The sequence below is a fragment of the Ochrobactrum sp. Q0168 genome, from assembly GCF_016427605.1.
Lineage (GTDB): Bacteria > Pseudomonadota > Alphaproteobacteria > Rhizobiales > Rhizobiaceae > Brucella.
The window spans coordinates 139,693-166,399 of sequence record NZ_JAELXQ010000004.1; the positions used below are offsets into that span (position 1 = coordinate 139,693).

Here is a 26,707-nt window from a genome sequence, read left to right on the forward strand (position 1 = left end):
TCAGCGCTCTCTACGAATTTCGCTTTCGTGCCAGCGTCCGAGGACAAGGCGCGACAGCCAGCTGGTGATCAGGAAGATCACGATGCCGAGCAGCGAAACCAGGAAGAGCGCGGCAAACATGCGCGGGATTTCATTGCGGAAGCTCGATTCGAGAATACGCGAGGCAAGGCCGGTGCTCTGGCCTGCGGTGCCCGCGACGAATTCAGCCACCACAGCGCCGATCAGCGACAGGCCGCCTGCGATTTTCAGGGCCGCCATGAAATAGGGCAGCGCGCTTGGCGCGAGCAGATAGCGCAGGCGCTGCCACGGCGAGGCGCGATAGAGCTTGAACAGATCGCGCAGATTGTGGTCGGCGCTGCGCAGCCCGATCACCGTATTGGAAAGGATCGGGAAGAAAGCGACAATCCATGCGCAAATGAGCAGGGCCGAGAAAGTATCGCGCACATAGATCAGGATAAGCGGTGCGATGGCGATCACCGGCGTCACCTGAAGGATGACGGCGAAGGGGAAGAAAGCCATTTCAATCGGGCGCGAGAGCGCAAACACCATGCCGAGCAGAACGCCGCCAATAATAGCGCAGGCAAGCGAGATCAGCGTCAGCTTGACGGTGAACCACATGGAGGCCATCAGCGACGGACCGTCCTTGAAAAGCGTTTCGGCAATGAGTGACGGGGCCGGGATCAGGTAATGCGGCACTTCATAGAAGCGCACCAGACCTTCCCATATGCCGAGCGCGATGATGATCGCCAGCGTCGGCATGAGAATGCGCAGAGTGCGCTCGCGCCGCGCGAGACGATCCTGTTCGGAATTGAGGACTGGCAGTTCGTTTTGCATCTGGTTCATCTGCTGGTCCTCAATGATCGATATCTTCAGAGGAAAGCGTCGCGGTCAGCGTATCGGAAACCTTGGCGCAATATTTCGCGTAAGAATCCGTGGTGCGGTAGTTTTCAGCCCGCGGATAAGTGCCGATGATGGGAATGTCGGCCACGACACGGCCTGGACGCGCCGCCATCACGATCACGCGGTTGGAAAGATAGACTGACTCGTAAACGCTGTGGGTCACGAAGATGACGGTCAGCCCGTGTTCCTGCCAAAGGCGCAGCACGTCATTATTGAGCTTGAAGCGCGTCATCTCGTCGAGCGCGGCAAAAGGCTCATCCATCAAAAGCAGGCGCGGCCGCGTCACCAAAGCGCGCGCAATGGAAACGCGCATTTTCATGCCGCCCGAAAGCTCACGCGGAAAGGCATTGGCAAAGCGCGACAGGCCGACCTGTGTCAGCACTTCTTCAATGCGGGGCGTGGCTTCCTTGCGCGAAACGCCGGAAAGCCGCAGCGGCAGATAGACATTGTCATAAACGCTGGCCCAAGGCATCAGCGTCGGTTCCTGAAACACGAAGCCGATGTCCTGCGCACCGGAAGAACCTTTGCCCGGGGCGTGGCCATTGACGCGAATTTCGCCAGCGGAAACCGATTCCAGTCCGGCGATCATGCGCAGCGCCGTGCTCTTGCCGCAGCCCGAAGGCCCGAGAAAGCTCACGAACTGGCCTTGCTCGATCTTGAGCGACATGTCGTTCACGGCCATAACACCGGTGCCGTACTGCTTATAGACGCCGTTGATGTCGATCAGGGGCGGCTGGTTCTGCGAGTTGGGGGCCACGCTCATCGTCCTTACCAAGCGGGATTGTTGTCGAGCCAGGAGAGCGGCGCCCGCTCGATCTCGCCCAGCGCTTCAATCAGCCGGTCAGCGGCGAAATCGATGGTCTTGCGACCCTTTTCGGCGGTCGCAATCGATGCATTGCCTGCTGCGCCATAGGCATTGATGTCCTGCATCTGCCATGCGGGCTTGGCGCCGCCGCCGAGGCTGATATGCTTGTAGTCGTCGGCGAAAACTTCCGTCAATGTGCGGAAATCCTGCGCCTTTTCCATCGCCACAAGATCCGGATGCATTTCCAGCATCACCGATGTTTCCATGTCGCCAGCGTGGATGCCATGCTTCAGGTCATGCTCATTGTAAACGCCATCGGGCATGCCAAGACCGAACCAGTTGAGGCAGAAGACCATCATATTGTGCTGCACGCGCAATTCGCGGGCGACAATGTCCATCACCGGAATATTGCCGCCATGGCTGTTGAACAGCACCATCTTGCGCACGCCGCTTGCCGCCACGCAGGCGCCGATCTCGCACCACATGCGGATGACGGTCTCGACTGAAAAGGTCAGCGTACCGGGATAGCGCTTGTGTTCATTGCTCTTGGCGATGGCTTGTGTCGGCAGGAACAGAACATTGCTTGTGTTGGGCAACCGCTTGATCAGCTCCGCCACCATGCCGTCGGCGACGGCGGCATCTACACACATCGGCAGATGCGGTCCGTGCTGCTCGATTGCGCCAACGGGCAGCACCGCCACGAGCTTGTCGCGCTCGAGACGCGAAAACGCCTCGCTCGTGTAATCGGACCAATATCGTTTCAAGGCGGCGCTCCAAGTTGGTTCTGAAGTGCATCTTGTCCGAAAACCGCTTCACACTTTTCGGGATGCACTTTTGGCGTATTGAAGCAGGAACCTTACTAAACAATCTGACCGATTGGTCAAACTAAATGTTTAAAAATCGCGAGCGGCGTGCAATTAAGATGTGAATCCGTGGTAGATGCGCCACGCGACAGACCAGCACATGACTATGATGCGCGGAAAGTTCCGGAGGTCCTATGGACGAGAGATGCATTATTATAGGCGCGGGCCATGCGGGCTCGCAGGCCGCGATCAGCCTTCGTCAGGAAGGCTATGCCGGAGACATTGTCCTCATCAACGATGAGGCGGATATTCCCTATCATAAGCCGCCGCTTTCCAAGTCTTATCTCAAAGCGCCGGAACATGGCGCTCTGGTGCTGCGTCCGGAAAGCGCCTATCGCGACAATAATATCGAGATGCTGTTCGGGCATCGGGTCGAGGGCGTATCGCTGAATGAGCGCACGGTGACCCTCGACGACGGTCGTGTGCTGAACTGGTCCGATCTGGTCTTTGCAACGGGTGCCCGCGCGCGCATTCCCGATATGCCGGGCGTCGATCTTGACGGCGTGGTCACGCTGCGCCGCATGGAAGATGCACGCCGCATCGCCGATCTGATGCCGACGATTGCAAATGTCGTGATCATCGGCGGCGGATTTATCGGGCTTGAAATGGCACATAGCGCGATTTCGCTCGGCAAAAATACCGTGTTGATCGAGGCGGCCCCGCGTGTGCTGGGCCGCTCGGTGGCGACGCAAATCTCGGCCCATGTCGAAACGCGCAGTCGCGCCGCCGGTATCACGCTGCATACCGGACTTGGTGTGATGGCAATTGAGGGCGAAAACGGCCATGTCACGGGCGTTAAGGCCAGTGACGGTACCGTTTTCCCGGCGGATATCGTGGTGATCGGCACTGGCGCACTGCCGAATGTGGAACTTGCCGCTGCCGCGGGGCTCACCATCGACAACGGCATTGTCGTGGACGAGCATATGCGCACATCTGTGGATCATGTTTACGCCATCGGCGATTGTGTGAGCTACGATCATTTCCATGCCGGTCGTCGCGTGCGGCTGGAATCGGTGCAGAATGCGACCGATCAAGCCAAGCATGTGGCCCGCAGCATTGTCGGTCGCGCCACGCCGTTCCGCGAAGTGGCTTGGTTCTGGTCCGATCAGGGCGACATGAAGCTTCAGACGGCAGGCCTGTCGTTCGAAGTCGACCGTCATATTCTGTCAGGCAATCCCGACGATAATGCCTTTTCGGTTTTCCATTTTGCCGGTGACAGGCTGGTGGCGGTCGATTCCATCAATCGCCCGGCGGATCATATGATTGCCCGCCGCCTGCTGGCATCCGGGATCAATCCCACCGAAGCCGATATTGCAGCGGGCGCGCCGCGCTTGAAGGAACTTCTGGCCAGCGCCTCCAAATCATAAGGATTATTCGATGAGCACATTGCAACATTTGCTGCCTGCCGACATGGCGGCGCCCTTTGCCGCCTATAGCCATGGCGTGAAGGTGAAAGCCGGTGCCGAACTGGTGTTTTGCTCCGGCCAGCTCGGTATCGCGCCGGACGGAAGCGTACCGGAAGATGCAGGCGCGCAGGCAGAGCTTTGCTTCGAGAATATCCGTCGCATTTTGCGCGATGGCGGCATGGAGCTTTCCAATGTCGTGCGCATCAACGCCTATGTAACGGACCGCGCTTATATGCGCGCCTATATGGACGTGCGCGACCGGCTGTTTCCGCAGCCAGCGCCCGCCTCGACGCTGATGATGGTTTCCGGCTTTACCCGCGAGGAATTCAAGGTCGAAATCGAAGTCGTCGCCGCTGGTTGATCTATCGCGCGCATCTTATCCGAAAACCGCTTCGCACTTTTCGGGACGCGCTTTCGAACTTTACGCGTGACAAGAAGGCGTATCGCCTTCGCATGAAATGGGTGGTAGGTGTGTGGAACTCCTCCACTCCCTTCAGGCCCATTCATGTCAGAATTTCAGTCTTCCGCTGCGATGCGGGAACCTTCGCCGCGCTCGTCCGAGCGCATGGCGGAACTCGCGCTTGCCATTGGCGGTTTCGGCATCGGCACCGGTGAATTCGCCATCATGGCGCTTTTTCCGGGTATTGCGCGCGGTCTCAATGTCTCGATCCCCCCGGGCGGGCATCTCATCAGTTCCTATGCGCTGGGCGTGCTGATCGGCGCGCCGGTGCTGGCCGTCATCGGCGCGAAGCTGGACCGCCGCAAGCTCCTGTTCCTGCTGATGGGCCTGTTTGCTTTCGGCAATCTCGCCAGCGCTTTCATGCAGGACTATTCCAGCCTTTATATGATGCGCTTCATCGCAGGCTTTCCGCATGGCGCTTATTTCGGCGTCGCATCGCTGGTTGCCGCATCGCTGGCGGAACCCGGCAAGCGGGCGCAGGCGGTTGGACGCGTCATGATGGGCCTGACGATCGCCACGTTGTGCGGCACGCCGCTGGCGACATGGCTGGGGCAGGTGGCCGGCTGGCGCGCCTTGTTCGGCTCTGTCGGTCTGATTGCCATTTTGACCATGGTGATGGTGCCGCTTTATGTGCCAAAGCTGCCCGCCGCTGAAGGCGCGTCGCCGCTGCGTGAACTGGGCGCGCTGCGCCGCAAACAGGTGCTGCTGACGCTTGCCATTGGTGCCATCGGCACAGGCGGGTTGTTCTCGGTCTTTTCTTATGTCGCCGCCACCGTGACGGAAGTTTCGCATATCGATGTGAAATGGATGCCGCTGGTCTTCGTCATGTTCGGTCTTGGCATGGTGCTGGGCAATATTGTCGGCTCCCGGCTGACTGACCGTTCCGTCATGGGAACCGTCGGGATCGTACTGCTTTACGACATGGCGGTGATGCTGGCATTCCCGCTGCTGATGCAGCATCCGCTCACCGCTTTTCTCAATGTGCTTCTGGTCGGCGGCGGCTTTGCGCTGGTGCCTGCACTGCAAACCCGCCTGATGGACGTGGCCGCCGATGCGCAGACGCTCGCGGCGGCGCTCAACCATTCAGCGCTCAATCTCGCCAATGCAATTGGCGCATGGCTCGGCGGTCTGGCGATTGCATGGGGCTATGGCTGGACATCGACCGGCACGGTCGGCGCGCTGTTGGCTCTGGCCGGTCTGGTTGTGTTCGGCATTTCAATGCTGCTGGACCGCAGTGGCACGACAGAGCTTGCCTCACAGGAAAGCTGAACAAGACGGCATAAACAAAAACACCCGTCGCGGGAGGAGCGACGGGTGCTTATGGGGAAGACCGGACAAGGGGGAGGAGGACGTCCGGTCTTTTGATCGCCAGGGAAAAATGGGAGGAGGAAACCCCGGCGATAACTTGTTTGAGCAATTGAATGCTCTGGAAACCATAAGGACCGCGCGGTTTGGAGGTCGCGATCCTGAAAGAAGGCTGATGCCTTCTGATGGCGCTTTTCTCGGCTTTTTAGCGAGCAGCAGCCTTGCGTGCGACGAACGGAATTTCCGAAGGCAGGATGCCGAGGTCGTTCAGTTCACGTGGGCTCAGGCGGCTCAGTTCGTTTACGGTTGTACGGTAACGGCGCCAATTGTTGTACGAGCGGATCAGGTTCATTTCTCTCACCTAGTAAAATCTATCTCTCTGTGTTGCAAACAGCATATAGGCTTGTGCGTTCTGAAAAAGGAGAGCCAGATTTGCATAGCTGATGTGCAATTAAGCTTGGAGATTGCATGTTTTTTACGCAGATCGGTCATTATGTTATCACAATTACCGTTCCCTTTGGCCAAATCACCACATTCCAGGCTACACGGAGCCTTCACCGCTATCATTTTTCGCATAGCTAGTGAAAATCTCCGATTTATACATGCAGGATGGCCAATCCTCAGGCGAGAGGCATAGCGGCTCAAGTTTTGTCGCAAAACTTCTGGAAATTGTCGGTTGAAGACCACAATTCTACATGACTCCCAAAGCGGATTAAGCTAAGGGATTTGTGTCGGGTGCCGAAGCATAGGTTTTACAAATGCTTTTTCACTGTCTGTCTGCGGGAGAGCGCCAACTGGCCGCCGAAGGGGAAATCGCCCGAAATCTCTCAGGTACAAGGAACCGCAGACGGGTAAGACAACTCTGGAAAGTCGGGGGAAACTCCGCGCCGAAGGTGTAAGTATAGCGCTTTGCTATGCGAGTCTCTCAGGCCTGAGACAGAGGGGCACGAAGCTACCGCATTTTGCGGAAGGCATACGTGCGACTCTGGAGTTGTTATGGGCGATACCGCACATTTGAATACCCTGCCTTTGCAGGATTTGCATGAACAGGCTGGCGCGCGCTTCGGCGGCTTTGCAGGCTGGAACATGCCGATCACCTATCCGCTGGGCGTCATGAAGGAGCATCTTCATACGCGTGACCATGCGGGCCTTTTCGACATTTCCCACATGAAGCTGGTCGAAGTCTCCGGCAGCGATGCCGCAGCCCTTCTGGCGGAAACCTGCCCGCTCGATCCGACCGTGCTGAAAACCGGCCAGTCGAAATATACTTTCTTCCTCAATGACAAGGGCGGCATTCTCGATGATCTCATCGTCACACGCCTCGGTGAAGACCGCTTCATGGTCGTTGCCAATGCGGGCAATGCCGATGCCGACATCGAGCATCTGAACGAAGCTGCTTCGGCCAAGCAGGTCACGGTCAACCCGCTCGACCGCGTGTTCCTCGCCATCCAGGGCCCGGAAGCCGAAAGCGTTATCGTCGATGCCGGTTTGGCCGGCGCTGCCGATCTTGCCTTTATGAGTGGCTTTGAGCCGAAGCAGGGCTGGTTCATGACCCGCTCGGGCTATACCGGCGAAGACGGTTTTGAAATCGGCCTGCCTGCCGATGAGGCGCGCGCGCTGGCGACCAGGCTTCTCGCCGATGAGCGCGTTGCGTGGATCGGCCTTGCCGCCCGCGACAGCCTGCGCCTTGAAGCCGGGCTTTGCCTGCACGGACAGGATATTACACCGGAAACCGACCCGGTTTCCGCTGGTCTCACCTGGGCGATCACCAAGCCTGTGCGCGAGAAGGCTGCCTTCAACGGCGCCAAACCCGTGCTCGACACCATTGCCAAGGGGCCTGCCGCCAAGCGCGTCGGCCTCAAGCCGGAAGGCCGCCAGCCGGTACGCGGCGGCGCAGACCTGTTCGATGAAAGCGGCCGCCAGATCGGCACGGTCACATCGGGCGGTTTCGGTCCTTCCGCCGGTTTCCCGGTTGCCATGGGTTATGTGGAGGCCAGCCTCGCTACCCCCGGCACACGTGTTTTCGCTGACGTTCGCGGCAACAAGGTTCCCGTTGACGTTTCGGCTCTTCCCTTCACACCGCATCGCTATCGCAAAGGATAATTTCCATGGCCAAAATCCTGTTCACCGAAGATCACGAGTGGATCAGCGTCGAAAACGGCGTCGCCACTGTCGGCATTACGATCCACGCACAGGAACAGCTGGGCGACCTCGTTTTCGTCGAGCTGCCGGAAGTCGGTCGCACCGCCACCAAGGGCGAGGGCATTGTGGTTGTGGAATCGGTCAAGGCCGCTTCCGACGTTTATGCGCCGGTTGACGGTGAAGTGGTGGAAGTCAACGAAGCCGTGTCGTCCGATCCGGCTCTGATCAATCAGGCTGCCGAAGGCGATGGCTGGCTGTTCAAGCTGAAGCTTTCGGATGAAGGCCAGCTTTCCGGTCTCCTCGACAAGGCCGGTTACGACGCATTGGTAGGATAAAGCGATGACCCAGCAGGTTCTTCCCTTTGTTGCCCGTCATATCGGGCCAAGAGTTGAAGACGAGCGCGCCATGTTGGCCGCGCTCGGCCTTCCGTCCATAGAAACCCTCATCACGCAGGCCGTTCCGGCGTCCATTCGCCTCAACCGCCCGCTCGATCTGCCAGCACCCTTGAGCGAACATGCGGCACTGGCCGAATTGAATGAAATCATGGGCCGCAACGTGGTGAAGAAGAGCTTCATCGGTGCGGGCTATCATGGCGTGCATACGCCGCCGGTGATCCAGCGCAACCTGTTTGAAAATCCGGCCTGGTACACGGCTTATACGCCGTATCAGTCGGAAATCAGCCAAGGTCGTCTGGAGCTGCTGTTCCACTTCCAGACGCTCGTTGCCGAACTGACAGGCTTGCCGGTTGCCTGCGCTTCGCTGCTGGATGAAGCGACGGCTGTTGCGGAAGCGGTCGGGGTTGCGTGCCGTCATCACCGCGACAAGCGCAGCCGCGTACTTCTGGCGGGCGATCTGCATCCGCAGACTGTCGATGTCGTCAATACGCGCGCCGAACCGCTTGGCTGGCTTGTCGAGGCTGGCAGCACCGTTGACGACAACACCGCTGCGGTCATCGTGCCATGGCCGGATACCAGGGGCGTTTATGGCGACTTCTCCGGCGTTATTGCCGACGCAAAGGCCAAGGGTGCGCTGGTTATCGCCGTCGCCGATCCGCTGGCGCTGACGATCATGGAAGCCCCTGCCAAGTGGGGTGCCGACATGGCTGTCGGCTCCATGCAGCGCTACGGCGTGCCGATGGGCTTTGGCGGCCCACATGCCGCTTATCTCGCCGTGTCCGAGCCGCTCACCCGCATCATTCCGGGCCGCATCGTCGGTCAGTCGGTCGATGCGCATGGCCGCGCGGCCTATCGTCTGGCGCTCCAGACCCGCGAACAGCATATCCGCCGCGACAAGGCGACCTCGAATATCTGCACCGCGCAGGCGCTGCTCGCCAATATGGCGGCATCCTATGCCATCTGGCACGGTCCGGCAGGCTTGCAGGCGATTGCAACACGTGTGGCGAGTCTTGCTGCCCGCTTCGCCGCTGGCCTCAAGGCCGCTGGCGTCGAAATCGCCGGTGACAGCCTGTTCGATACGGTTTCGATCAAGGTGGCTGGCAAGGCTGCGAAGATCGCCGACGAAGCCGACAAGGGCGGTCGTCTGCTGCGCATCATCGATGCCGACACGGTTGGTGTGACTTTCGACGAAACCTCGACCGAAGACGATCTGGCCGCACTCGCTGTTCTGTTCGGCGCGAAGGCTGTTGAAGGCGACACGGTTCTCGTTCCGGGCAATGGCCGCGGTGAAGGCTTCCTGACGCAGGATGTGTTCCATTCGCACCGTTCGGAAACCGAGATGATGCGCTTCCTGCGTCGTCTGGCCGACAAGGATCTGGCGCTTGACCGCGCGATGATCCCGCTTGGTTCCTGCACCATGAAGCTCAATGCGGCGGCAGAAATGATGCCGGTGAGCTGGAACACGGTTGCCAATCTGCATCCCTTCGCGCCTGCGGCACAGACCGAAGGTTATGCGAAGATGACGGCCGACGTCGAAGCATGGCTTTGCGAGGTCACCGGCTTTGCTGGCGTTTCGCTGCAGCCGAATGCGGGCAGTCAGGGCGAATATGCGGGTCTCTTGGCCATCCGCCATTATCATCAGTCGCGTGGCGAAGGTCATCGCAACATCTGCCTGATCCCATCGTCGGCGCATGGCACCAATCCGGCCAGCGCATCGATGGCAGGCATGAGCGTTGTCGTGGTCAATTGCCGTCCGGATGGCGATATCGATATCGACGATCTCAAGGCCAAGGCCGAGAAGCATCGCGATAATCTCGCCGCCTTCATGATCACCTATCCGTCGACCTATGGCGTATTCGAAGAAGGCATCAAGGCTTTCTGCGAAATCGTCCATGACAATGGCGGTCAGGTCTATTTCGACGGCGCAAACCTCAATGCACTCGTCGGCCTTGCGCGCCCATGCGACATCGGCGCCGATGTCTGCCACATGAACCTGCACAAGACGTTCTGCATTCCGCATGGCGGCGGCGGTCCGGGCGTCGGTCCGATCGGTGTTGCCAAGCATCTGGTGCCTTATCTGCCGGGCCATGTCGATCTCGGTTCCAAGCACGCCGTTTCGGCAGCTCCATTCGGCAGCGCGTCGATACTGGTCATTACGTGGATGTATATCCGCATGATGGGTGGCGCGGGTCTCAAGAAGGCGACTGAAGCTGCGATCCTCAACGCCAACTACATCGCGCATCGCCTGAAGGACGCTTATCCAATCCTTTATACGGGCGCGCATGATCGCGTGGCGCATGAGTGCATTGTGGATACGCGTGTTTTGAAGGACAGCGCGGGCGTGACTGTGGAAGACGTGGCCAAGCGCCTCATCGACTATGGGTTCCACGCGCCGACCATGTCGTGGCCGGTTGCCGGTACGCTGATGATCGAGCCGACGGAATCCGAGCCGAAGTCGGAAATCGACCGTCTTTGCGATGCGATGATTGCCATTGCGGGCGAGGCAAAGAAGATTGCCGATGGTGTCTGGCCTGCGGATGACAATCCGCTCGCCAATGCGCCGCACACGGCAGGCGATACGCTGGCCAGCGAATGGACGCACCCTTACACCCGTGAGGAAGCTGTTTTCCCGGCCATTGCTCTTGGCGGCGAGTTCGACGCGACAGCAAAATACTGGCCACCGGTCAGCCGTGTGGACAATGTGGGCGGCGACAGAAATCTGATCTGTTCCTGCCCGCCAGTTGCAGCCTATGGTTGATCGCCATCTGGCGTGTAAAAATTCGAAAGCGCCGCAGAAATGCGGCGCTTTTTTTTGCGCAATAAACTCCGTAGATGCCTAGCTATCTGGGTTTTAGACAAAAAAAGAGCCGGACTAAGAAGTCCGGCTTAGTTATGAAGGTGCCACTTGGGCAAACCTCCAGAGGGGAACACTTACCGCGCGCAATGGGAGGAGGCACAGCGGTAAGTAACCCCGATATGGATCAGTCCGCCTCATTGTTCAACCCCTTAGCCGCTTTTTTTTGACGATTTCGAAAGATTATGAACTTTTTCACCCATTTATGGTCGCGGCTAACGATGCAAACGAGGGTTGTGTTTCATTTCGGATCAGGTTGCGGTCGCTAAAATGCAAAATCTTTTCCGTAGGATAGCTCCTGAGTCGACTGGGGCCAAATCAGGGATTTCATTGGGCTTGCCTGAATTGCTCCCATAAATGCATGAAATCATTAGAATAATTCTAAAACATTCCTAACATAGTCATGTTCATTTTTCTTGCAGTGGCATCCTGCTGATTATAAAAGGTGACCAATTGAAGAAGGCTTAGGCCGATCGAGAACAGGTCAAAGGGGTGGGCCGGTTTCTCTGTCTGTTTGGATAGATCGAAATGCTCGTACCGTTTCTCATCATGTTCCGCGAAGGCGTGGAGGCAGCGCTGATCGTCGGCATCATCGCGAGCTATCTGCATCAGACGGGACGCAGCGCCTGGATGCCCGTTGTCTGGATCGGCATTCTTCTGGCGCTGGCCATGTCGCTCACCGTTGGCGCGATCCTGCAAATTCTGAGCGCGGAGTTTCCGCAAAAGGCGCAGGAGCTTTTCGAAGCCACCATCGGCTTGATCGCCGTTTTCGTGCTGACCTCCATGGTGTTCTGGATGCGCAAGGCTGCGCGCTCCATCAAGGCAGAGCTGCACCATTCCATCGATGCAGCCTTTGAAACGCCGACGCATAAAGGCGTTGGTCTTATCCTGATGGTGTTCTTCGCGGTCGCCCGCGAGGGACTTGAGTCGGTGTTCTTCCTGTTGGCCGCGTTCCAGCAAAGCGAAGGACCCGCAGCACCGCTGGGCGCGCTGTTGGGCGTGCTGCTTGCCGCCGCCGTCGGCTATGCCATCTATAAGGGCGGCCTGAGGCTCAATCTGCGCCGTTTCTTCCGTTGGACAGGCGTTCTCATCCTGATTATCGCCGCCGGTATTCTGGCCAATTCGGTGATGGCGCTGCATGAAGCGGGTCTCTGGAACCACTTGCAGGCAGTGGTTTTCGACGCAAGCGACATCCTTCCGCTCGACAGCGCGCTCGGTTCGGTTCTGGCCGGTATCTTCGGCTACATCGCCACGCCGACGGTGAGCGAGGTCGTGGCTTATGTCGCCTTCCTCGTTCCCGCGCTCATTCTTTTCCTGATGCCGTCGTCTGTGCCTGTTCAGGGTACACCGGCCAAGCATAGCGCCTAGTCAAAGAGATTTTCATGACGAATTCAAAAGCCACCGAACCGTTTTCCCGCAATTTGGTTCGTATCGGATTGGTGCTGGCCGTGCTGCTGCTCGTGGTGGCGGGCGCGGCCTTTTACTACGCTTCGCGCGTTTCCGACAAGGCGCGCCATGCCGATGCCGAAGGCAAAATTCAGGTGGCGATCAACGCGAAAAATTGCGAGCCGAACGAGCTGACGGTTCCTGCGGGCCGCTCGGTGTTCGAGATCGTCAACAAGTCCGACCGTACTGTTGAATGGGAAATTCTCGATGGGGTCATGGTGCTGGAAGAGCGCGAAAACATTGCGCCCGGTTTCAAGCAGACCATCACCGCGAAACTCGCACCCGGCGAATATCAGATTACCTGCGGCCTGCTGTCCAATCCGCGCGGCAAGCTGACGGTGACGCCGTCCGCTGCAAGCGATGCCGAAAAAGGCAAGAAACTGCCGCTGACCGCCTTCATCGGCGCGCTGGCGGAATATCAAATCTATCTTGCAACCGAAGTAGCGGAATTCCAGAAGGCGACTGGCGATCTTTCGGCTGCGGTTGCTAACGGCAATCTCGAAGCCGCGCAGGCCGCCTATGCTCCAGCCCGCGCCGCCTATGCCCGCATTGCACCGGTTTCGGAAGCGTTCTCCGATCTGGATACGGCCATCAATGCCCGCGCTGATTATTTCGAAAAGCGTGAGCAGGATGCGGCTTTCGGTGGCCTGCATCGTATCGAATATGGCCTGTTCGAGCAGAAATCGGCGGAAGGTCTGGCCCCGGTTGCCGACAAGCTGGTGCAGGATGCGGGCGCGCTGAAGGAGCGTATTCGCGCCCTGCGTATTTCGCCGGATCGCATGCTGGCAGGCACCGCATCGGCGCTTGATCGCTTCGCCTCCACGGCGGGCGATACGGGTGAGGACCGCTATGCCCACACGGATTTACGGGCTTTTGCCGGGCTCATAGACGGCGCGGCCAAGACGGCTGATGTATTGCGTCCCATCGTGGACAAGGTCGATGCGAAGGCATTTGAAGGCATCGACAAGGAACTGGCTACCGTGAAGGCTCTGTTGAGCGCCAATGCCGAAGGCAATGGTTTCAAGGCCTATGACAATCTCTCGTCCGATGAAAAGACGAAGATCAAGGACGGCACCGCTTCGCTCGCCGCCCAATTCTCTAAACTCCGCGATCAATTGGGAGTGGATTAATGACCAAGAAATTTTTGAAAACTGATAATCCTGTTTCACCTTCACGCCGCGCATTGCTGCTTGGCGCCGGGGCGACCGGCGTTGCCGGCGCCGTGGCAGGCGTGTTGAACCCGCAACCGGCCCATGCGCTGTCTTCAGACAGTGTGACCAATGCGCCGGAAAGCGACAAGATGCATGAAAGCCAGCCTTTCCATGGCGTTCACCAGCCGGGCATTGTCAATGCGCGACCGGCGGCTGGTCTGGTTGCCGCCTTCGACGTTCTGGCGCGGGATCGTGGTGAACTTGAGCGGATGTTCAAGCTCCTGACCGAGCGCGCAGCCTTTCTGATGAAGGGCGGCGAGCCGCAGCAGCTCGATGCAAAGTTTCCGCCAGCGGATTCAGGCATTCTTGGCCCGACGGTGACGCCGGACAATCTCACCATGACGGTCGCTCTCGGCCATTCGCTGTTCGACGACCGTTTCGGTCTGAAGCCGGTGAAGCCGCTGCGGCTGCAGCGCATGACCGGCTTTCCCAATGACGCCTTGCAGAAAGATCTCTGCCACGGCGATCTGATGATCCAGTTCTGCTCCAACACGCCGGACACCAATATTCATGCGCTCCGCGATATCATGAAGAACATGCCGGATCTGCTGATGGTGCGCTGGAAGCAGGAAGGCACCGTGCCGGTGCAGCCGCCGCATTCGGCAAAAGCCAAGGAAAGCGCGCGCAACTTCCTCGGTTTCCGCGATGGTTCGGCCAATCCGGATGCGTCCGACAAAAAGCTGATGCAGCAGGTCGTCTGGGTGCAGAAGGAAAGCGATGAACCCGATTGGGCCGCCAATGGCAGCTATGTCGCGGTGCGCATCATTCGCAACATGGTGGAGCGCTGGGATCGCACGCCCCTGCAGGAGCAGGAGACGATTTTCGGTCGCCGCAAGGATAGCGGCGCGCCATTCGACGGCAAGACCGAAACCGATGTGCCGGATTACGCCAAGGATAAAGACGGCAAGGTCACGCCAATGGATTCGCACATCCGTCTGGCCAATCCGCGTGACGCCAAGGCGCATGAAAACCTGATCCTGCGCCGTCCGTTCAACTATTCGAACGGCGTCACCAAGTCGGGTCAGCTCGATATGGGGCTTCTGTTTATCGCCTATCAGGCCGATCTCGAAAAAGGTTTTATCACCGTCCAGAACCGTCTCAATGGCGAGCCGCTGGAAGAATATATCAAGCCCATCGGCGGCGGATATTTCTTCGCGCTGCCGGGCGTGAAGGACGATCAGGACTATTACGCACGCGGATTGCTTGCGGCGAGCGGGCCGCAAAACGCCGGAGGGTAATGTAATATCATCATGGAGAGACTCAATATGAAGTATCGTCTGCCATTACTAGCATCGGCCTGCGCCGTCGCGCTCTCGCTCAGCTTCGGCGCTGCCAAGGCCGAGGTTTCGCCGCTCGACCTCGTTCAGCCGATTGCCGACTATAAGGTCTATGTGCAGGAGCACCTCGACATTCTCGTGAAGGACACCAAGGCTTTCACGGATGCGATCAAGGCTGGCGATCTGGCGAAGGCCAAGGAACTCTATCCGTCTTCGCGCGTCTCTTATGAAAAGATCGAGCCGATTGCCGAACTTTTCGCCGATCTCGATGCATCCATCGACAGCCGCGCCGACGACCATGAAAATGGCGAGAAGTCGGAAGACTTCACCGGTTTCCACCGTCTTGAATATGGTCTGTTCGCGCAGAACACGACCGATGGTCTGACGCCTTTTGCGGACAAGCTCTATGCCGACGTCTTGGAACTCCAGAAGCGCGTCAAGGATCTGACCGTTCCGCCTGAAAAGGTCGTGGGTGGTGCAGCCGCGCTCATGGAAGAAGTGGCCGCTGGCAAGATTTCCGGTGAGGAAGACCGTTACAGCCACACCGACCTTTGGGATTTCAAGGCCAATGTCGATGGCGCGCAGAAGATCGTCGAGCTGTTCAAGCCGCTGATCGAGAAGGAAAATCCGGACCTGATCAAAAAGGTCGAAGCCAACTTCAAGACCGTTGACGATATTCTTGCCAAGTACAAGAAGGGCGACGGTTACGAGACCTACGACAAGCTGTCGGAAGACGACCGCAAGGCGCTGGCTGGTCCAGTGACGACGCTGGCCGAAGACCTGTCCACGCTGCGCGGTACGCTCGGCCTGAACTAATCACTTCCAGCAATGGAAAATGGAATGGCGGGCATTGCCCGCCATTTTCGTTTGGTCAGAGCGCATCCCGAAAAGTGTGAAACGGTTTTCGGAAAAGATGCGCGTTAAAACAAAGAATTAGAGCGCCGATCCGATCCAATCAGATCGAAACGCGCTCTAAATAGCGCCCGGATAGACCCTCACTGGCCGATTATCCTTGACGGATTCCATCACCACGAATGTCGATGTGCTTGCCACGTTGGGCAGGCTGGAAATCTTCTCGCCCAGCACTTCGCGATAGCGACGGATATTGGGCGTGCGCACCTTTAGCAGATAGTCGAACGAGCTTGCGATCATGTGGCACTCTTCAACCTCGCGTATCTTGCGGACCGCGGTGTTGAAAGCGTCGAGCGCCGCCTCGCGCGTGTCCGACAGTTTGACCGTCGTGAAGGCGATGTGATCGATCCCTAGTTTCTCCGGATCAATCGCCGCGCGAAAGCCCAGTATATAGCCTTCATCGACCAGTCTTTTCAGTCGCGCCTGACATGGCGTCTTGGAAAGGCCGACCTTTTTCGACAACTCCGTCACCGGAATTCTGCCGTCTTCGCTGAGTACTTCCAGAATGCGCCGGTCGAACTGATCCAGATCGTCTACAGACTCTATTTTTCGCATTCATTTTGCCTTTATAGATCGCGATAATAAGATCGTTTTTCCTCTATATGGTTCAAATCAAGGCAGAATGCAATTTGCACCGATGATAGTGTGCGCCCAAATAAAACAGAGGTAAACTGGGCCTATATGCCCGGGCCTGTTCTCTTTTGCGAGCCTTGCACCATGACCGATAAAATTCCCGCGCCCAAAAATCCGGTTTTCCAGAATTTCGCGCCGCCGATCCGCGAGCAGAGCGCTCTGCGTCAGATCATTACGAGCGCCTATCGCCGTTCGGAAGCGGAATGCGTAACGGCTCTGGTGGAGCAGGCGACGCTCCCGGAAGAAACCCGCAAAGCGGTGCGCGCAACGGCGCGCAAGCTGATCGAGGCGCTGCGCGCCAAGCACAAAGGCACCGGCGTTGAAGGTCTGGTGCATGAATATTCGCTGTCGAGCCAGGAAGGCGTGGCGCTGATGTGCCTTGCCGAAGCGCTGCTGCGTATTCCCGACATGGCGACCCGCGACGCGCTCATTCGCGACAAGATCTCCAATGGCGACTGGAAGTCTCACATTGGCGGCGGTCGCTCGCTGTTCGTCAATGCGGCGACCTGGGGTCTCGTCGTCACGGGCAAGCTCACCAACACGGTCAATGATCGCGGCCTTTCGGCTGCGCTGACGCGCCTTATCGCCCGCTGCGGCGAGCCGGTCATCCGCCGTGGCGTCGATATGGCCATGCGCATGATGGGCGAGCAGTTCGTCACCGGTGAAACCATCGACGAAGCGCTGAAGCGCGCCAAGCCGCTGGAAGAGCGCGGCTTCCGTTATTCCTACGATATGCTGGGCGAAGCCGCGACCACCGCTGCCGATGCCGAGCGTTACTACAAGGATTACGAAACCGCGATTCATGCCATTGGCCGCGCTTCCGCCGGTCGCGGCATCTATGACGGTCCCGGCATTTCCATCAAGCTTTCGGCGCTGCACCCGCGTTATGTCCGCTCGCAGAGCGAACGCGTCATGGGTGAACTGCTGCCCAAGGTGAAGGCGCTCGCGGCCATTGCTAAGTCCTACAATATCGGTCTCAACATCGATGCCGAAGAAGCCGACCGACTGGAACTGTCGCTCGATCTGTTGCAGAGCCTGATCGAAGATCCGGATCTGGCCGATTGGGAAGGTATCGGTTTCGTGGTGCAGGCCTATGGCAAGCGCTGCCCGTTCGTGCTCGATTTCATCATCGATCTGGCGCGGAGTAACAAGCGCCGCGTCATGGTGCGTCTGGTCAAGGGCGCCTATTGGGACGCCGAAATCAAGCGCGCGCAGGTGGACGGCCTGGAAGATTTCCCGGTCTATACCCGTAAGGTGCACACCGACGTTTCCTATATCGCCTGCGCCCGCAAGCTGCTGGCGGCAACCGATGCCGTCTTCCCGCAATTTGCCACCCACAATGCGCAGACGCTGGCGACGATCTATCACCTCGCCGGGCAGGATTTCAAAACCGGCCAGTTCGAGTTCCAGTGCCTGCATGGCATGGGCGAACCGCTTTATGACGAAGTCGTCGGCCCGTCCAAGCTTGGCCGTCCGGCCCGCATTTATGCGCCGGTTGGCACGCATGAAACGCTGCTGGCCTATCTGGTTCGCCGTCTGCTCGAAAACGGCGCAAACTCGTCCTTCGTCAATCGCATTGGCGATGAAAACGTGTCGGTCGATGAACTCGTTGCCGATCCGGTTGAGGTCGTGCGCTCCATGGCTGTCGTCGGTGCGCGTCATGACCAGATTGCGCTGCCGGAAGGTCTCTATGGCGCTCGCCAGAATTCCGCTGGTTTCGACCTGTCCAACGAAGTGACGCTCGCCTCACTGAGCAAAAAGCTTGAAGCCACGGCTGATCGCAAATGGACGTCCGAGCCGCAGATTGCTGGCATCGCGGTCAAGGGCGCGAGCCGTCCGGTGCTGAACCCTGGCGACCGCGAAGACGTTGTCGGCACGGTCACGGAAATCGATGCCGCCGATGTGGCCAAGGCCATGGCTGTTGCGAAGACAGCAACTGCAAGTTGGTCGGCTGTCGCGCCTGCCGAGCGCGCCGCCTGCCTTGACCGCGCCGCCGACATCATGCAGCGCGACATGCCTGAACTGCTCGGCCTCGTGATGCGCGAAGCCGGCAAGTCCATGCCGAACGCCATTGCAGAAGTGCGGGAAGCCATCGACTTCCTGCGCTATTACGCCGAACAAACGCGCCGCACATTCGGCGCTGCCCACAAGGCGCTGGGGCCAATCGTCTGTATCAGCCCGTGGAACTTCCCGCTCGCCATCTTCACCGGCCAGATTGCCGCAGCCCTTGTCGCTGGCAATCCGGTTCTGGCGAAGCCTGCCGAGGAAACGCCGCTGATTGCCGCGCAGGGCGTGCGCATCCTGCATGAAGCCGGTATTCCGGCGGAAGCGCTTCAGCTTCTGCCCGGCGATGGCCGTATCGGTGCGGCACTGGTTGCAGCACCAGAAACCTGTGGTGTGATGTTCACCGGCTCGACGGAAGTTGCGCGTCTCATTCAGGCGCAGCTTGCTTCGCGTCTGCTGCCGAATGGCAAGCCGATCCCGCTGATCGCCGAAACCGGCGGCCAGAACGCCATGATCGTCGATTCTTCGGCTCTGGCCGAACAAGTCGTCTTCGACGTGATCGCTTCCGCTTTCGACAGTGCCGGTCAGCGCTGTTCTGCGCTGCGTGTGCTTTGCCTGCAGGAAGATGTGGCGGACCGCATTCTGACCATGCTCAAGGGCGCGCTTCGCGAATTGTCCATCGGACGCACCGACAAGCTGAAGGTCGATATCGGCCCGGTCATCACCGAGGAAGCCAAGGGCATCATTGAAAAGCACATTCAGGGCATGCGTGAGCTTGGCCGCAAGGTCGAACAGCTTCCGCTTGGACCGGAAACGGCCAAGGGCACCTTTGTTGCGCCGACCATCATCGAAATCGAAACACTGCGCGATCTGAAGCGTGAAGTGTTCGGTCCGGTTCTGCATGTGGTCCGCTACAAGCGCGACGACATGGAGCGCCTGATCGACGATATCAATGCGACGGGCTATGGCCTGACCTTCGGTCTGCATACGCGTCTTGATGAAACCATCGCCAATGTCGCCGACCGCATCCGCGTCGGTAACATCTATATCAACCGTAACGTCATCGGTGCGATTGTCGGCGTGCAGCCATTTGGTGGGCGCGGCCTCTCGGGCACTGGTCCGAAGGCGGGTGGTCCGCTCTATCTCGGACGCTTGGTCGATACCGCTCCGATCCCGCCGCGTCACAGCTCGGTCCATACCGATGCCGCGCTCAAGGATTTCGCCAAGTGGCTCGGCCAGCGCGGCATGAATGATCTGGCGCAGGCAGCGCGTGAGACCGGAAGCAATTCGGCGCTCGGTCTCGATATCGAGCTGCCAGGTCCGGTCGGCGAACGCAATCTCTATGCGCTGCATCCGCGTGGGCGCATCCTGCTGGTACCGCAGACCGAGATCGGTCTCTATCGCCAGCTGACGGCGGCGCTCGCCACCGGCAACACGGTGGCAATCGACGCAGCTTCCGGCTTGCAGGCAAGCCTGAAGGACTTGCCCGCCAGCGTCGCTGCGCGCATCAGCTGGAGCAAGGACTGGCAGGCGGATGTGCCTTTCGCCGGTGCGCTTGTCGAAGGCGACAGCGCGCGCATTCTTGAGGTCAACCAGAAGATCGCAGCTCTGCCGGGACCATTGGTTCTGACGCAGGCAGCATCGACGGAAGAACTGGCCGCAAAAGACGACGCTTACTGCCTCAATTGGCTTTTGGAAGAGGTCTCGACCTCGATCAACACGACCGCTGCGGGCGGCAATGCCAGCCTGATGGCAATTGGCTGATCGGTCTCGTTCTGGAAATTGGAAAGGCGGCTTTCGAGCCGCCCTTTTCTGCGCTATCTGAGAGCCTGTTCCAAAATGAATAGAGAGATTTCAATACGTTAGCTTTCGGCTTCCTTCCGGTACCGGGTCTACACTCCCGATGTTAGGCGAGATGGAGCGATGTAGAGCTTTTGAGGTGCTTTTTTAACCCGTTGAATTCGCTCCAACATTATGATTCAGGGTCTGAGGTACTCGATTTTCCAGCGGTCCGGCGACGTTTTAGTAAAATAAACATACTTATCGTAGGGGTCGCTTCGGTTGGTGCTAAGATACAGTAAGTTCGTTCCGGAACCTGTAGTGATCGTCCCTGCGTCTTCGTTGTATGTAAGAGGTGCAGGAATCGAAATGCCAGTATTAATGGCCCACGCTCTAGCCGCGCCAGTGGGGTTGGTGGGGTCTGAATCGTGCCGCAAGACAAGGTTGGCTTCGCGCGGGTTCATCACTAAGCTGAAAACGATTTGATTTTTAGAATCCACACTCGTTTCATCGATTATATACATATTCCAATCATCGTAACCTTCGTGATGGATTTGTCCTGATAAGTCTAAATGCATAACGGCGTAGGTCTGATCCGCTAGAGGTTCATGCAGACACATCATATGCGTTCCGACCGTCTCGTTAAAAATAGCTACGACTTTAGGCATGTTTTTCCTCAATGATTAAAATAATATCTATTTCAATTTGAGGAATTCAGGCTTTTTGATCAAGCTGACAGTCTTACGGTTTTTACTCTCACCTTCTACGAGCTTGGATTATCACGCTGGAAAATCCAGTCGTGATCGGGGTGGTTTTTGAAGCGCCATTTGCGTAGTGGGCCTGCCATGACATTGAGATAATACATCTCATAGCCATACGGCGAGCCGCAAGGATGGTGCCCCTTCGGAACCAGCACGACATCGCCATCTGAAACGGCCATGGTTTCATCAAGGCTGCCGTCTTCGGTAAAGACGCGCTGGATGCCATAGCCTTGCGCCGGATTGAGCCGGTGATAGTAAGTTTCCTCCAGATAAGTCATTTCCGGATAATTGTCCTCGTCATGCCGATGCGGAGGGTAGGACGACCAGTTTCCCTGCGGTGTGAAAACTTCCGTCACCAGCAGGCTGTCGGCGACATCGCGGCCTTCCATCGCGATATTGTGGATGTAGCGCGTGTTGGCGCCCTTGCCGCGCTGTTCCAGCGTCAGGCCCTTGGGCCCGAGTTTCTGCGCCTTGCGGCCGGGTTTGCCCGGGGCCGTACAGACGGCCAGAACGCAATCGGTCGTTGCTATCGCGATCCAATCGCTTTCCGCCGGGACATAGACACAATGCGGCGGCAGCCTGTCGAACACGCTCATGCGTTCGCCCATCTCCCCAAAATCTTCCCCCGATGCGGTAATTCTGGCCTTGCCTTCCACGAGCACGAGAATGACCTCGGTGGCGTTGGTCCGTTCGGAGACCGTGTCGCCCGGTTTCAGCCGGTAGAGACCGAACCCGACATAGCCCCATTCGGCGCTTTCCGGCGTAATGTCGTGGACTTTGCCATGCGTGCCTTGCGGCTTGCGTAACAGATTGGCCATGTCTCAGTCTCCCTTGTCGAGCCCTGCTTCCCTGGCGAATGCTTTGAGCGATTTCAGCCCCAGCGTCTGATATTCGAGCGGATTGCGAATATCCGGGTCCTGTTCGGCTTCGATGACGAGCCAGCCCCTATAGTTGTGCTTGGCAGCTTGCGCCAAAACGGGCACGAAATCGACCGCGCCATCCTTGTCGCCGGGGACTGTGAAAACGCCGCGACGCACCCCTTCAAGGAAGGAAAGGCTCTGGTCGCTGACTTCGGTGGCGATGGTCGGTCGAACATTCTTGGCGTGGATATGGCCGACGCGCGCCATATGCTTTTTCGCCACCCGCTCAGGATCGCCGCCGCCAAACAGGCAATGCCCGGTGTCGAGCAGGAGTTTGGTCGCCGGGCCGGTATGCTGCATCAGCAGGTCGATTTCGTCCTCGCTTTGCACAATCGTGCCCATATGGTGGTGATAAACAAGCGCGATCCCCTGTGCAGCCGCATGGACTGCGAGAGCCTCGACGCCAGCGCCGAAAGCTGCCCACCGGGCCTCTTCCAGTACGGGGCGTTCGGCAAGCGGCCTGTCGTTGTCGCCATGAATGGCGTTGGAGGTTTCGCAGACGATGATCACCTTTGAGCCCATGGCCTTCAGAAGATCGAGCGCTGGCTGCATCGCGGCCTTCTCGTCTTCGACCGAATTGACAAGCAGGTTGAGCGAGTGCCAGCCGGAAACATAACGCAACCCGCGCGGTTCCAGCACAGCCTTGAGCGCTTGTGGTTCCTGCGGGAATTTATGGCCCTTTTCTATGCCGTCGAAGCCGATTCTCGCTGCTTCATCAAGGCATTGATCCAGTGTGATATGCGCGCCAAGGCTGCGGTCATCGTCATTGGACCAGGCAATGGGATTGGTGCCGTAAAGGATCATCGGTCAGTTTCTTTCTTTCAGCTGGGCTTCATAGTCACGGCGGGCAGCGCGCACCTGTTCGCGCTCCGATACTTCCGGCACGGCAACGTCCCACCACCAGCCGCCGGTGTCGGGCGTCGGGTAGGGATCAGTATCGATGACGATCACGCTTGTGCGTGGGCTTTCGCGTGTTTCGGCGAGGGCCGCTTCCAGCTCCTTGATGGAGGTAACCTTGCGCGTGTCGGCACCCATGGCGCGGGCATGTGCGGCAAAGTCGATCTGCAACGGATTCACATGGGCGGCGTGGTCGAGCAGATTGTTGAACTCTGCGCCGCCTGTCGCCATTTGCAGCCGGTTGATGCAGCCAAAGCCGCGATTGTCGGTCAGGACAACGGTGATTTTCTGGCCCAGCATGACGGCGGTGGCGAGTTCGGAATTCGCCATCATGTAGGAGCCGTCGCCGACCATGACGATAACGTCGCGATCCGGTTCCGCCATCTTGATGCCAAGGCCGCCGGCAATTTCATAGCCCATGCAGGAGAAGCCATATTCCATGTGATAGGACATGGCGCGCCCGGCCTTCCAGAGCTGATGCAACTCGCCCGGCATCGTGCCGGCTGCGCACATGACGACCGTGTTCTCGCGTGACTGGCGCTGCACGGCCCCGATGACCTGCATGTCGGTCGGCAGGGCATTGCCTTCCGCTGGTGCTGCGGTGATACGGTCGGCATCGGCGAACCATTTGTCTTTCAAGCGCGTGTCGACCGGCTGGCGCTTGTAGCCTGAAAGCCCGGCTGCGAGCGCCTGCAAACCGATCCGCGCATCTGCCACTAGTGGCAAAGCATTGTGTTTCGACCCGTCATAGGGCTGAACGTTGAGCGATAGCAGTTTGCGACCCGGATGCTTGAACAGCGCCCATGAGCCGGTGGTAAAATCCTGAAAGCGGGTGCCAATGCCGATCACCAGATCCGCTTCGGCGGCAATGGCATTGGCGCTGTCGGCACCCGTCACGCCGACGGGTCCAAAGTTGAGCGCGTGATCCCATGGCAGCGCGGATTTGCCAGCCTGCGTTTCGATGACGGGAATGCCGTGCGCTTCGGCGAATTGTTTCAATGCATCGTGCGCGCCGGAATAATGCACGCCGCCGCCCGCGACGATCACAGGCTTGGACGCGCTGCGGACGGCGGCGATGGCGGTTGCCAGTTCCAGCTCATCCGGTGGAGGGCGACGCCAATGCCAGACTTTCGGCGCGAAGAATTCCAGCGGCCAGTCATAGGCTTCCGCCTGAACATCCTGACAGAAGGCGAGCGTCACCGGGCCGCTATCGGCCGGGTCGGTCATGGTGCGGAAGGCGCGGGGCAGGGCGGTGAGGAGCTGTTCCGGCCGGGTGATGCGGTCGAAATAGCGGCTCACCGGGCGGAAACAGTCATTGACGGTCATGGTGCCGTCGCCGAAATCCTCGATCTGCTGCAGCACGGGATCAGGGCCGCGATTGGCGAAAACATCGCCGGGAATAAGCAGAACGGGCAGGCGGTTCACATGGGCAAGTGCTGCCGCCGTCACCATATTGGTCGCGCCGGGGCCGATGGAGGATGTAACGGCGCAGGCGCGCTTGCGGCCAAGCTGCTTGGTATAGGCAATGGCCGCATGGGCCATGGTCTGCTCATTATGGCCGCGCCATGTCGGCAGCTGCTCGCGGATGCCATAGAGCGCTTCGCCCAGCCCCGCCACATTGCCATGACCGAAAATGGCCCAGACGCCCGCGATAAATGTGTCGCCTTCCGGCGTCATCTGGTTCGCGAGATAACGCACCAGCGCTTGCGCGGCGGTCAGTCGAACGGTTGTCATGTCTCCTCCCGAGATATGAATCAGTGTCTGCGCACTCTGTCCCAGACATCGCACAGGTTTTTGTAGCGCGCGACCATTTCGGCAACGGCCTCATCGTCGCTGATCTTGCCGTTGAGCCATTTGCGCGCTGCGTCACCAAAGATGGTTCTGCCGACGGCAAAGCCTTTCACAAGATCGAAGCCCGCAGCTACCGCGAGGCTCGATTCCAGCTCCTCCGCTGGCGCATCAAGCCCAAGAACGACAATACCCCGCGTGTATGGATCGTTGCGGGTGATGGCTTCACAGGCATTGGCCCAGGCCGCCTTGGTCTTCATCGGTTCCAGCTTCCACCAGTCGGGATAGACGCCGATATCGTAGAAACGCTGGATGACGCGGGCGGTAGTTTCGTCATCGACCGGGCCTGCCTTGGACGGAATGACCTCCAGCAGAAATTCCAGCCGGTTGCGGCGCGCCGCCGTAAACAACCGTTGGACGGTCGCTTCCTGTTCGGCCTTCATCTCCGCCGTATCGTCCGGATGGTAGAAACAGAGGAGCTTCACCACATGTTCCACCGGCCATTCCACCAGCCCGCCGCAATCGGCTCCGAGATCCGGTTCCAGCTTTAGCGGACGCGATCCCGGCCATTCGGTCGGTCGCCCGATCCACAGGCCGGAACCAGCCGCACGGTAGAGCGCCTCCCGGCCCAACCTGCCGTCGCACAGGATGCCATAGCCGCTGCTGCCGCCGGAAACCTGCAAGGCGGCGTCGAGGCAGAGACGTTTGAACGCGCCGATCTTGGCGTTATCCACGCCAGCCTCGGCAGCCATTTCTTCCAGCTGGATGCGATGGTCGAAAGCGAAAACCCGCATATGCGGCCAGTCACCATTGCGGTTGGTGGACCAGTGCACCTGTTCCAGTTGCGCATCCTTGCGCAGCGCCTGATTGCGAATGCCGGTGCGGAAGAAATATTGCATTTCTTCGAAGCTTGGATAAGCGGGCGTGCAGCCATGCCGGGAGACGGCGAATGCGCCGCAGGCATTGGCGAATTTCAGGCTGGTCGGCCAGTCTTCGCCTTTCAGCCAGCCGCGCAACAGGCCGGACATGAAGCCGTCGCCTGCGCCCAGCACATTGAAAACTTCGATGGGAAAGCCTTCTCCGCTCTGTCCCTTGTCGAGATCGTCCGGAATATCGCCTTCGAAAACCACCGCGCCCATCGGACCTCGTTTGCAGACAAGGACGGCATCGGTGATCTTGCGAACGGCGTTGAGGGCAGCGAGCGTATCGGTGGAGCCGCCTGCAATGTGAAACTCTTCTTCCGTGCCGACGATGAGATCGAAAAGCGGCAGGCTCGATTGCAGCTTGGCCGTGACGGCAGCAGATTCGATGAAGCGATTTTCACCGTCGCCATGGCCCGACAGACCCCAGAGATTGGGGCGATAGTCGATATCGAGCGCGGTGCGGCTACCATTCTGGCGCGCAAGGCGCAGCGCCTTCAGGACAGCGGCTTCGGTGCGGGGATGCGACAGATGAGTGCCGGTTGCGAGTACGCATCCGGCCTCAGCGATGAAATCTGGGTCGATATCATCTTCGCAGAGCGCCATGTCCGCGCAGTTCTCGCGGTAGAAAATGAGCGGAAAATGCTGCTGGTCGCGGATGCCCAAAATGACGAGTGCCGTCAAACGCTGCGGATCGGTGATGATACCACGGGTATCGACGCCTTCCCGTTCCAGCTCGCGCAGCAGGAAACGCCCCATATGCTCGTCGCCGACCCGCGTGATCAGCGCGGATTTGAGGCCGAGCCGGGCGGTGCCCGTCGCGATATTGGTCGGTGAGCCGCCGACATATTTGTTGAAGGAAGCCATATCTTCAAGAAGGCCGCCGATCTGCGCGCCATAGAGGTCCACTGAAGACCGGCCAATCGTTATCAAGTCGAGCGGCTTCTCCATGAAATGCGCTTCCTCCCTCGGCATCTCTTACGATGACCGCAATGCGATTCTGTGCGCATAGCAGTTATTCCATTTCTG

General features: G+C 58.8%; 21 protein-coding genes and 1 riboswitch. Of the genes, 11 read left to right on the top strand and 10 right to left on the bottom strand.

Going from position 1 to position 26,707, the window contains the following annotated elements; all coding sequences use genetic code 11:
* Genes JAU75_RS10365 through JAU75_RS10375 form a run of 3 tightly spaced genes read right to left on the bottom strand, consistent with a single transcriptional unit; the run spans nucleotide 1 to nucleotide 2,469 of the window.
* Entirely contained in the window at nucleotides 1-843 is an 843-nt protein-coding gene (locus tag JAU75_RS10365) for an ABC transporter permease (RefSeq protein ID WP_199056446.1), read from the bottom strand.
* Nucleotides 844-853: 10 nt separating this feature from the next.
* Complete coding sequence (locus JAU75_RS10370) at nucleotides 854-1,663, bottom strand: ABC transporter ATP-binding protein (protein ID WP_199056447.1); 810 nt, start codon at nucleotides 1,661-1,663, stop codon at nucleotides 854-856.
* 5 nt (nucleotides 1,664-1,668) lie between these two features.
* The gene (locus JAU75_RS10375) at nucleotides 1,669-2,469 is read right to left on the bottom strand and encodes a creatininase family protein (protein ID WP_199056448.1); all 801 of its coding nucleotides are present in this window, start codon (nucleotides 2,467-2,469) and stop codon (nucleotides 1,669-1,671) included.
* A gap of 233 nt (nucleotides 2,470-2,702) precedes the next feature.
* Here JAU75_RS10375 and JAU75_RS10380 point away from each other — a divergent pair, with 233 nt between their 5' ends.
* From JAU75_RS10380 to JAU75_RS10390, 3 genes are all read left to right on the top strand, one after another.
* A complete protein-coding gene (locus JAU75_RS10380) occupies nucleotides 2,703-3,935 on the top strand; it encodes an FAD/NAD(P)-binding oxidoreductase (RefSeq protein WP_199056449.1) in 1,233 nt (410 codons plus the stop codon).
* A gap of 10 nt (nucleotides 3,936-3,945) precedes the next feature.
* The gene (locus JAU75_RS10385) at nucleotides 3,946-4,335 is read left to right on the top strand and encodes a RidA family protein (RefSeq protein ID WP_199056450.1); all 390 of its coding nucleotides are present in this window, start codon (nucleotides 3,946-3,948) and stop codon (nucleotides 4,333-4,335) included.
* Nucleotides 4,336-4,479: 144 nt separating this feature from the next.
* Nucleotides 4,480-5,703 carry an MFS transporter gene (locus tag JAU75_RS10390; RefSeq protein WP_199056451.1) on the top strand — a complete coding sequence of 408 codons (1,224 nt, stop codon included), beginning with the start codon at nucleotides 4,480-4,482 and terminating at the stop codon, nucleotides 5,701-5,703.
* A 241-nt stretch (nucleotides 5,704-5,944) separates the two neighbouring features.
* Here the strand turns inward: JAU75_RS10390 and JAU75_RS10395 are convergent, their stop codons facing one another.
* Nucleotides 5,945-6,091, bottom strand: a complete 147-nt coding sequence (locus JAU75_RS10395; protein ID WP_078336788.1) for a DUF1127 domain-containing protein — start codon at nucleotides 6,089-6,091, stop codon at nucleotides 5,945-5,947.
* 418 nt (nucleotides 6,092-6,509) lie between these two features.
* Nucleotides 6,510-6,593, top strand: a riboswitch (glycine riboswitch).
* Nucleotides 6,594-6,735: 142 nt separating this feature from the next.
* On the opposite strand from JAU75_RS10395, the gene gcvT reads away from it, so the two are divergent.
* The 7 genes from gcvT to efeO (JAU75_RS10430) all read left to right on the top strand — a co-directional run bounded on the left by gcvT (nucleotide 6,736) and on the right by efeO (JAU75_RS10430) (nucleotide 15,880).
* The gene (gene gcvT / locus JAU75_RS10400) at nucleotides 6,736-7,842 is read left to right on the top strand and encodes a glycine cleavage system aminomethyltransferase GcvT (RefSeq protein ID WP_199056452.1); all 1,107 of its coding nucleotides are present in this window, start codon (nucleotides 6,736-6,738) and stop codon (nucleotides 7,840-7,842) included.
* 5 nt (nucleotides 7,843-7,847) lie between these two features.
* The gene (gene gcvH, locus JAU75_RS10405) at nucleotides 7,848-8,216 is read left to right on the top strand and encodes a glycine cleavage system protein GcvH (protein ID WP_199056453.1); all 369 of its coding nucleotides are present in this window, start codon (nucleotides 7,848-7,850) and stop codon (nucleotides 8,214-8,216) included.
* Between the two features lie 4 nt (nucleotides 8,217-8,220).
* Complete coding sequence (gcvP, locus tag JAU75_RS10410) at nucleotides 8,221-11,034, top strand: aminomethyl-transferring glycine dehydrogenase (RefSeq protein WP_199056454.1); 2,814 nt, start codon at nucleotides 8,221-8,223, stop codon at nucleotides 11,032-11,034.
* A gap of 624 nt (nucleotides 11,035-11,658) precedes the next feature.
* Nucleotides 11,659-12,498, top strand: a complete 840-nt coding sequence (gene efeU / locus JAU75_RS10415; RefSeq protein WP_199056455.1) for an iron uptake transporter permease EfeU — start codon at nucleotides 11,659-11,661, stop codon at nucleotides 12,496-12,498.
* Nucleotides 12,499-12,512: 14 nt separating this feature from the next.
* Nucleotides 12,513-13,706 (top strand): iron uptake system protein EfeO, encoded by a 1,194-nt coding sequence (efeO, locus tag JAU75_RS10420; protein ID WP_199056456.1) that lies wholly within the window; start codon nucleotides 12,513-12,515, stop codon nucleotides 13,704-13,706.
* A complete protein-coding gene (gene efeB, locus JAU75_RS10425) occupies nucleotides 13,706-15,025 on the top strand; it encodes an iron uptake transporter deferrochelatase/peroxidase subunit (RefSeq protein WP_199056457.1) in 1,320 nt (439 codons plus the stop codon). The genes efeO (JAU75_RS10420) and efeB overlap by 1 nt, the downstream gene beginning before the upstream one ends.
* 27 nt (nucleotides 15,026-15,052) lie before the next feature.
* Nucleotides 15,053-15,880 carry an iron uptake system protein EfeO gene (gene efeO / locus JAU75_RS10430; RefSeq protein WP_199056458.1) on the top strand — a complete coding sequence of 276 codons (828 nt, stop codon included), beginning with the start codon at nucleotides 15,053-15,055 and terminating at the stop codon, nucleotides 15,878-15,880.
* 156 nt (nucleotides 15,881-16,036) lie between these two features.
* Here the strand turns inward: efeO (JAU75_RS10430) and JAU75_RS10435 are convergent, their stop codons facing one another.
* Complete coding sequence (locus tag JAU75_RS10435) at nucleotides 16,037-16,531, bottom strand: Lrp/AsnC ligand binding domain-containing protein (protein ID WP_199056459.1); 495 nt, start codon at nucleotides 16,529-16,531, stop codon at nucleotides 16,037-16,039.
* A gap of 162 nt (nucleotides 16,532-16,693) precedes the next feature.
* On the opposite strand from JAU75_RS10435, the gene putA reads away from it, so the two are divergent.
* Nucleotides 16,694-20,377: a trifunctional transcriptional regulator/proline dehydrogenase/L-glutamate gamma-semialdehyde dehydrogenase gene (gene putA, locus JAU75_RS10440; RefSeq protein WP_199056460.1), complete on the top strand. Its 3,684-nt coding sequence runs from the start codon at nucleotides 16,694-16,696 to the stop codon at nucleotides 20,375-20,377.
* Nucleotides 20,378-20,592: 215 nt separating this feature from the next.
* On the opposite strand, the gene JAU75_RS10445 is transcribed toward putA, so the two are convergent.
* The 5 genes from JAU75_RS10445 to iolC all read right to left on the bottom strand — a co-directional run bounded on the left by JAU75_RS10445 (nucleotide 20,593) and on the right by iolC (nucleotide 26,629).
* Complete coding sequence (locus JAU75_RS10445) at nucleotides 20,593-21,060, bottom strand: hypothetical protein (protein ID WP_199056461.1); 468 nt, start codon at nucleotides 21,058-21,060, stop codon at nucleotides 20,593-20,595.
* Between the two features lie 95 nt (nucleotides 21,061-21,155).
* The gene (gene iolB / locus JAU75_RS10450; RefSeq protein WP_199056462.1) at nucleotides 21,156-21,971 is read right to left on the bottom strand and encodes a 5-deoxy-glucuronate isomerase; all 816 of its coding nucleotides are present in this window, start codon (nucleotides 21,969-21,971) and stop codon (nucleotides 21,156-21,158) included.
* Nucleotides 21,972-21,974: 3 nt separating this feature from the next.
* A complete protein-coding gene (gene iolE, locus JAU75_RS10455; RefSeq protein WP_199056463.1) occupies nucleotides 21,975-22,877 on the bottom strand; it encodes a myo-inosose-2 dehydratase in 903 nt (300 codons plus the stop codon).
* A 3-nt stretch (nucleotides 22,878-22,880) separates the two neighbouring features.
* Nucleotides 22,881-24,704, bottom strand: a complete 1,824-nt coding sequence (iolD, locus tag JAU75_RS10460) for a 3D-(3,5/4)-trihydroxycyclohexane-1,2-dione acylhydrolase (decyclizing) (protein ID WP_199056464.1) — start codon at nucleotides 24,702-24,704, stop codon at nucleotides 22,881-22,883.
* A gap of 20 nt (nucleotides 24,705-24,724) precedes the next feature.
* Complete coding sequence (iolC, locus tag JAU75_RS10465; RefSeq protein WP_199056465.1) at nucleotides 24,725-26,629, bottom strand: 5-dehydro-2-deoxygluconokinase; 1,905 nt, start codon at nucleotides 26,627-26,629, stop codon at nucleotides 24,725-24,727.
* Between the last annotated feature and the right edge of the window lie 78 nt (nucleotides 26,630-26,707).

Excerpts from the sequence above, each read along its gene's own strand:
- JAU75_RS10365 (WP_199056446.1), bottom strand. The coding sequence starts at position 843 with ATGAACCAGATGCAAAACGAACTGCCAGTCCTCAATTCCGAACAGGAT.
- JAU75_RS10370 (WP_199056447.1), bottom strand. The coding sequence starts at position 1,663 with ATGAGCGTGGCCCCCAACTCGCAGAACCAGCCGCCCCTGATCGACATC.
- JAU75_RS10380 (WP_199056449.1), top strand. The coding sequence starts at position 2,703 with ATGGACGAGAGATGCATTATTATAGGCGCGGGCCATGCGGGCTCGCAG.
- JAU75_RS10385 (WP_199056450.1), top strand. The coding sequence starts at position 3,946 with ATGAGCACATTGCAACATTTGCTGCCTGCCGACATGGCGGCGCCCTTT.
- JAU75_RS10390 (WP_199056451.1), top strand. The coding sequence starts at position 4,480 with ATGTCAGAATTTCAGTCTTCCGCTGCGATGCGGGAACCTTCGCCGCGC.
- JAU75_RS10395 (WP_078336788.1), bottom strand. The coding sequence starts at position 6,091 with ATGAACCTGATCCGCTCGTACAACAATTGGCGCCGTTACCGTACAACC.
- gcvT (WP_199056452.1), top strand. The coding sequence starts at position 6,736 with ATGGGCGATACCGCACATTTGAATACCCTGCCTTTGCAGGATTTGCAT.
- gcvH (WP_199056453.1), top strand. The coding sequence starts at position 7,848 with ATGGCCAAAATCCTGTTCACCGAAGATCACGAGTGGATCAGCGTCGAA.
- gcvP (WP_199056454.1), top strand. The coding sequence starts at position 8,221 with ATGACCCAGCAGGTTCTTCCCTTTGTTGCCCGTCATATCGGGCCAAGA.
- efeU (WP_199056455.1), top strand. The coding sequence starts at position 11,659 with ATGCTCGTACCGTTTCTCATCATGTTCCGCGAAGGCGTGGAGGCAGCG.
- efeO (WP_199056456.1), top strand. The coding sequence starts at position 12,513 with ATGACGAATTCAAAAGCCACCGAACCGTTTTCCCGCAATTTGGTTCGT.
- efeB (WP_199056457.1), top strand. The coding sequence starts at position 13,706 with ATGACCAAGAAATTTTTGAAAACTGATAATCCTGTTTCACCTTCACGC.
- efeO (WP_199056458.1), top strand. The coding sequence starts at position 15,053 with ATGAAGTATCGTCTGCCATTACTAGCATCGGCCTGCGCCGTCGCGCTC.
- JAU75_RS10435 (WP_199056459.1), bottom strand. The coding sequence starts at position 16,531 with ATGCGAAAAATAGAGTCTGTAGACGATCTGGATCAGTTCGACCGGCGC.
- putA (WP_199056460.1), top strand. The coding sequence starts at position 16,694 with ATGACCGATAAAATTCCCGCGCCCAAAAATCCGGTTTTCCAGAATTTC.
- JAU75_RS10445 (WP_199056461.1), bottom strand. The coding sequence starts at position 21,060 with ATGCCTAAAGTCGTAGCTATTTTTAACGAGACGGTCGGAACGCATATG.
- iolB (WP_199056462.1), bottom strand. The coding sequence starts at position 21,971 with ATGGCCAATCTGTTACGCAAGCCGCAAGGCACGCATGGCAAAGTCCAC.
- iolE (WP_199056463.1), bottom strand. The coding sequence starts at position 22,877 with ATGATCCTTTACGGCACCAATCCCATTGCCTGGTCCAATGACGATGAC.
- iolD (WP_199056464.1), bottom strand. The coding sequence starts at position 24,704 with ATGACAACCGTTCGACTGACCGCCGCGCAAGCGCTGGTGCGTTATCTC.
- iolC (WP_199056465.1), bottom strand. The coding sequence starts at position 26,629 with ATGGAGAAGCCGCTCGACTTGATAACGATTGGCCGGTCTTCAGTGGAC.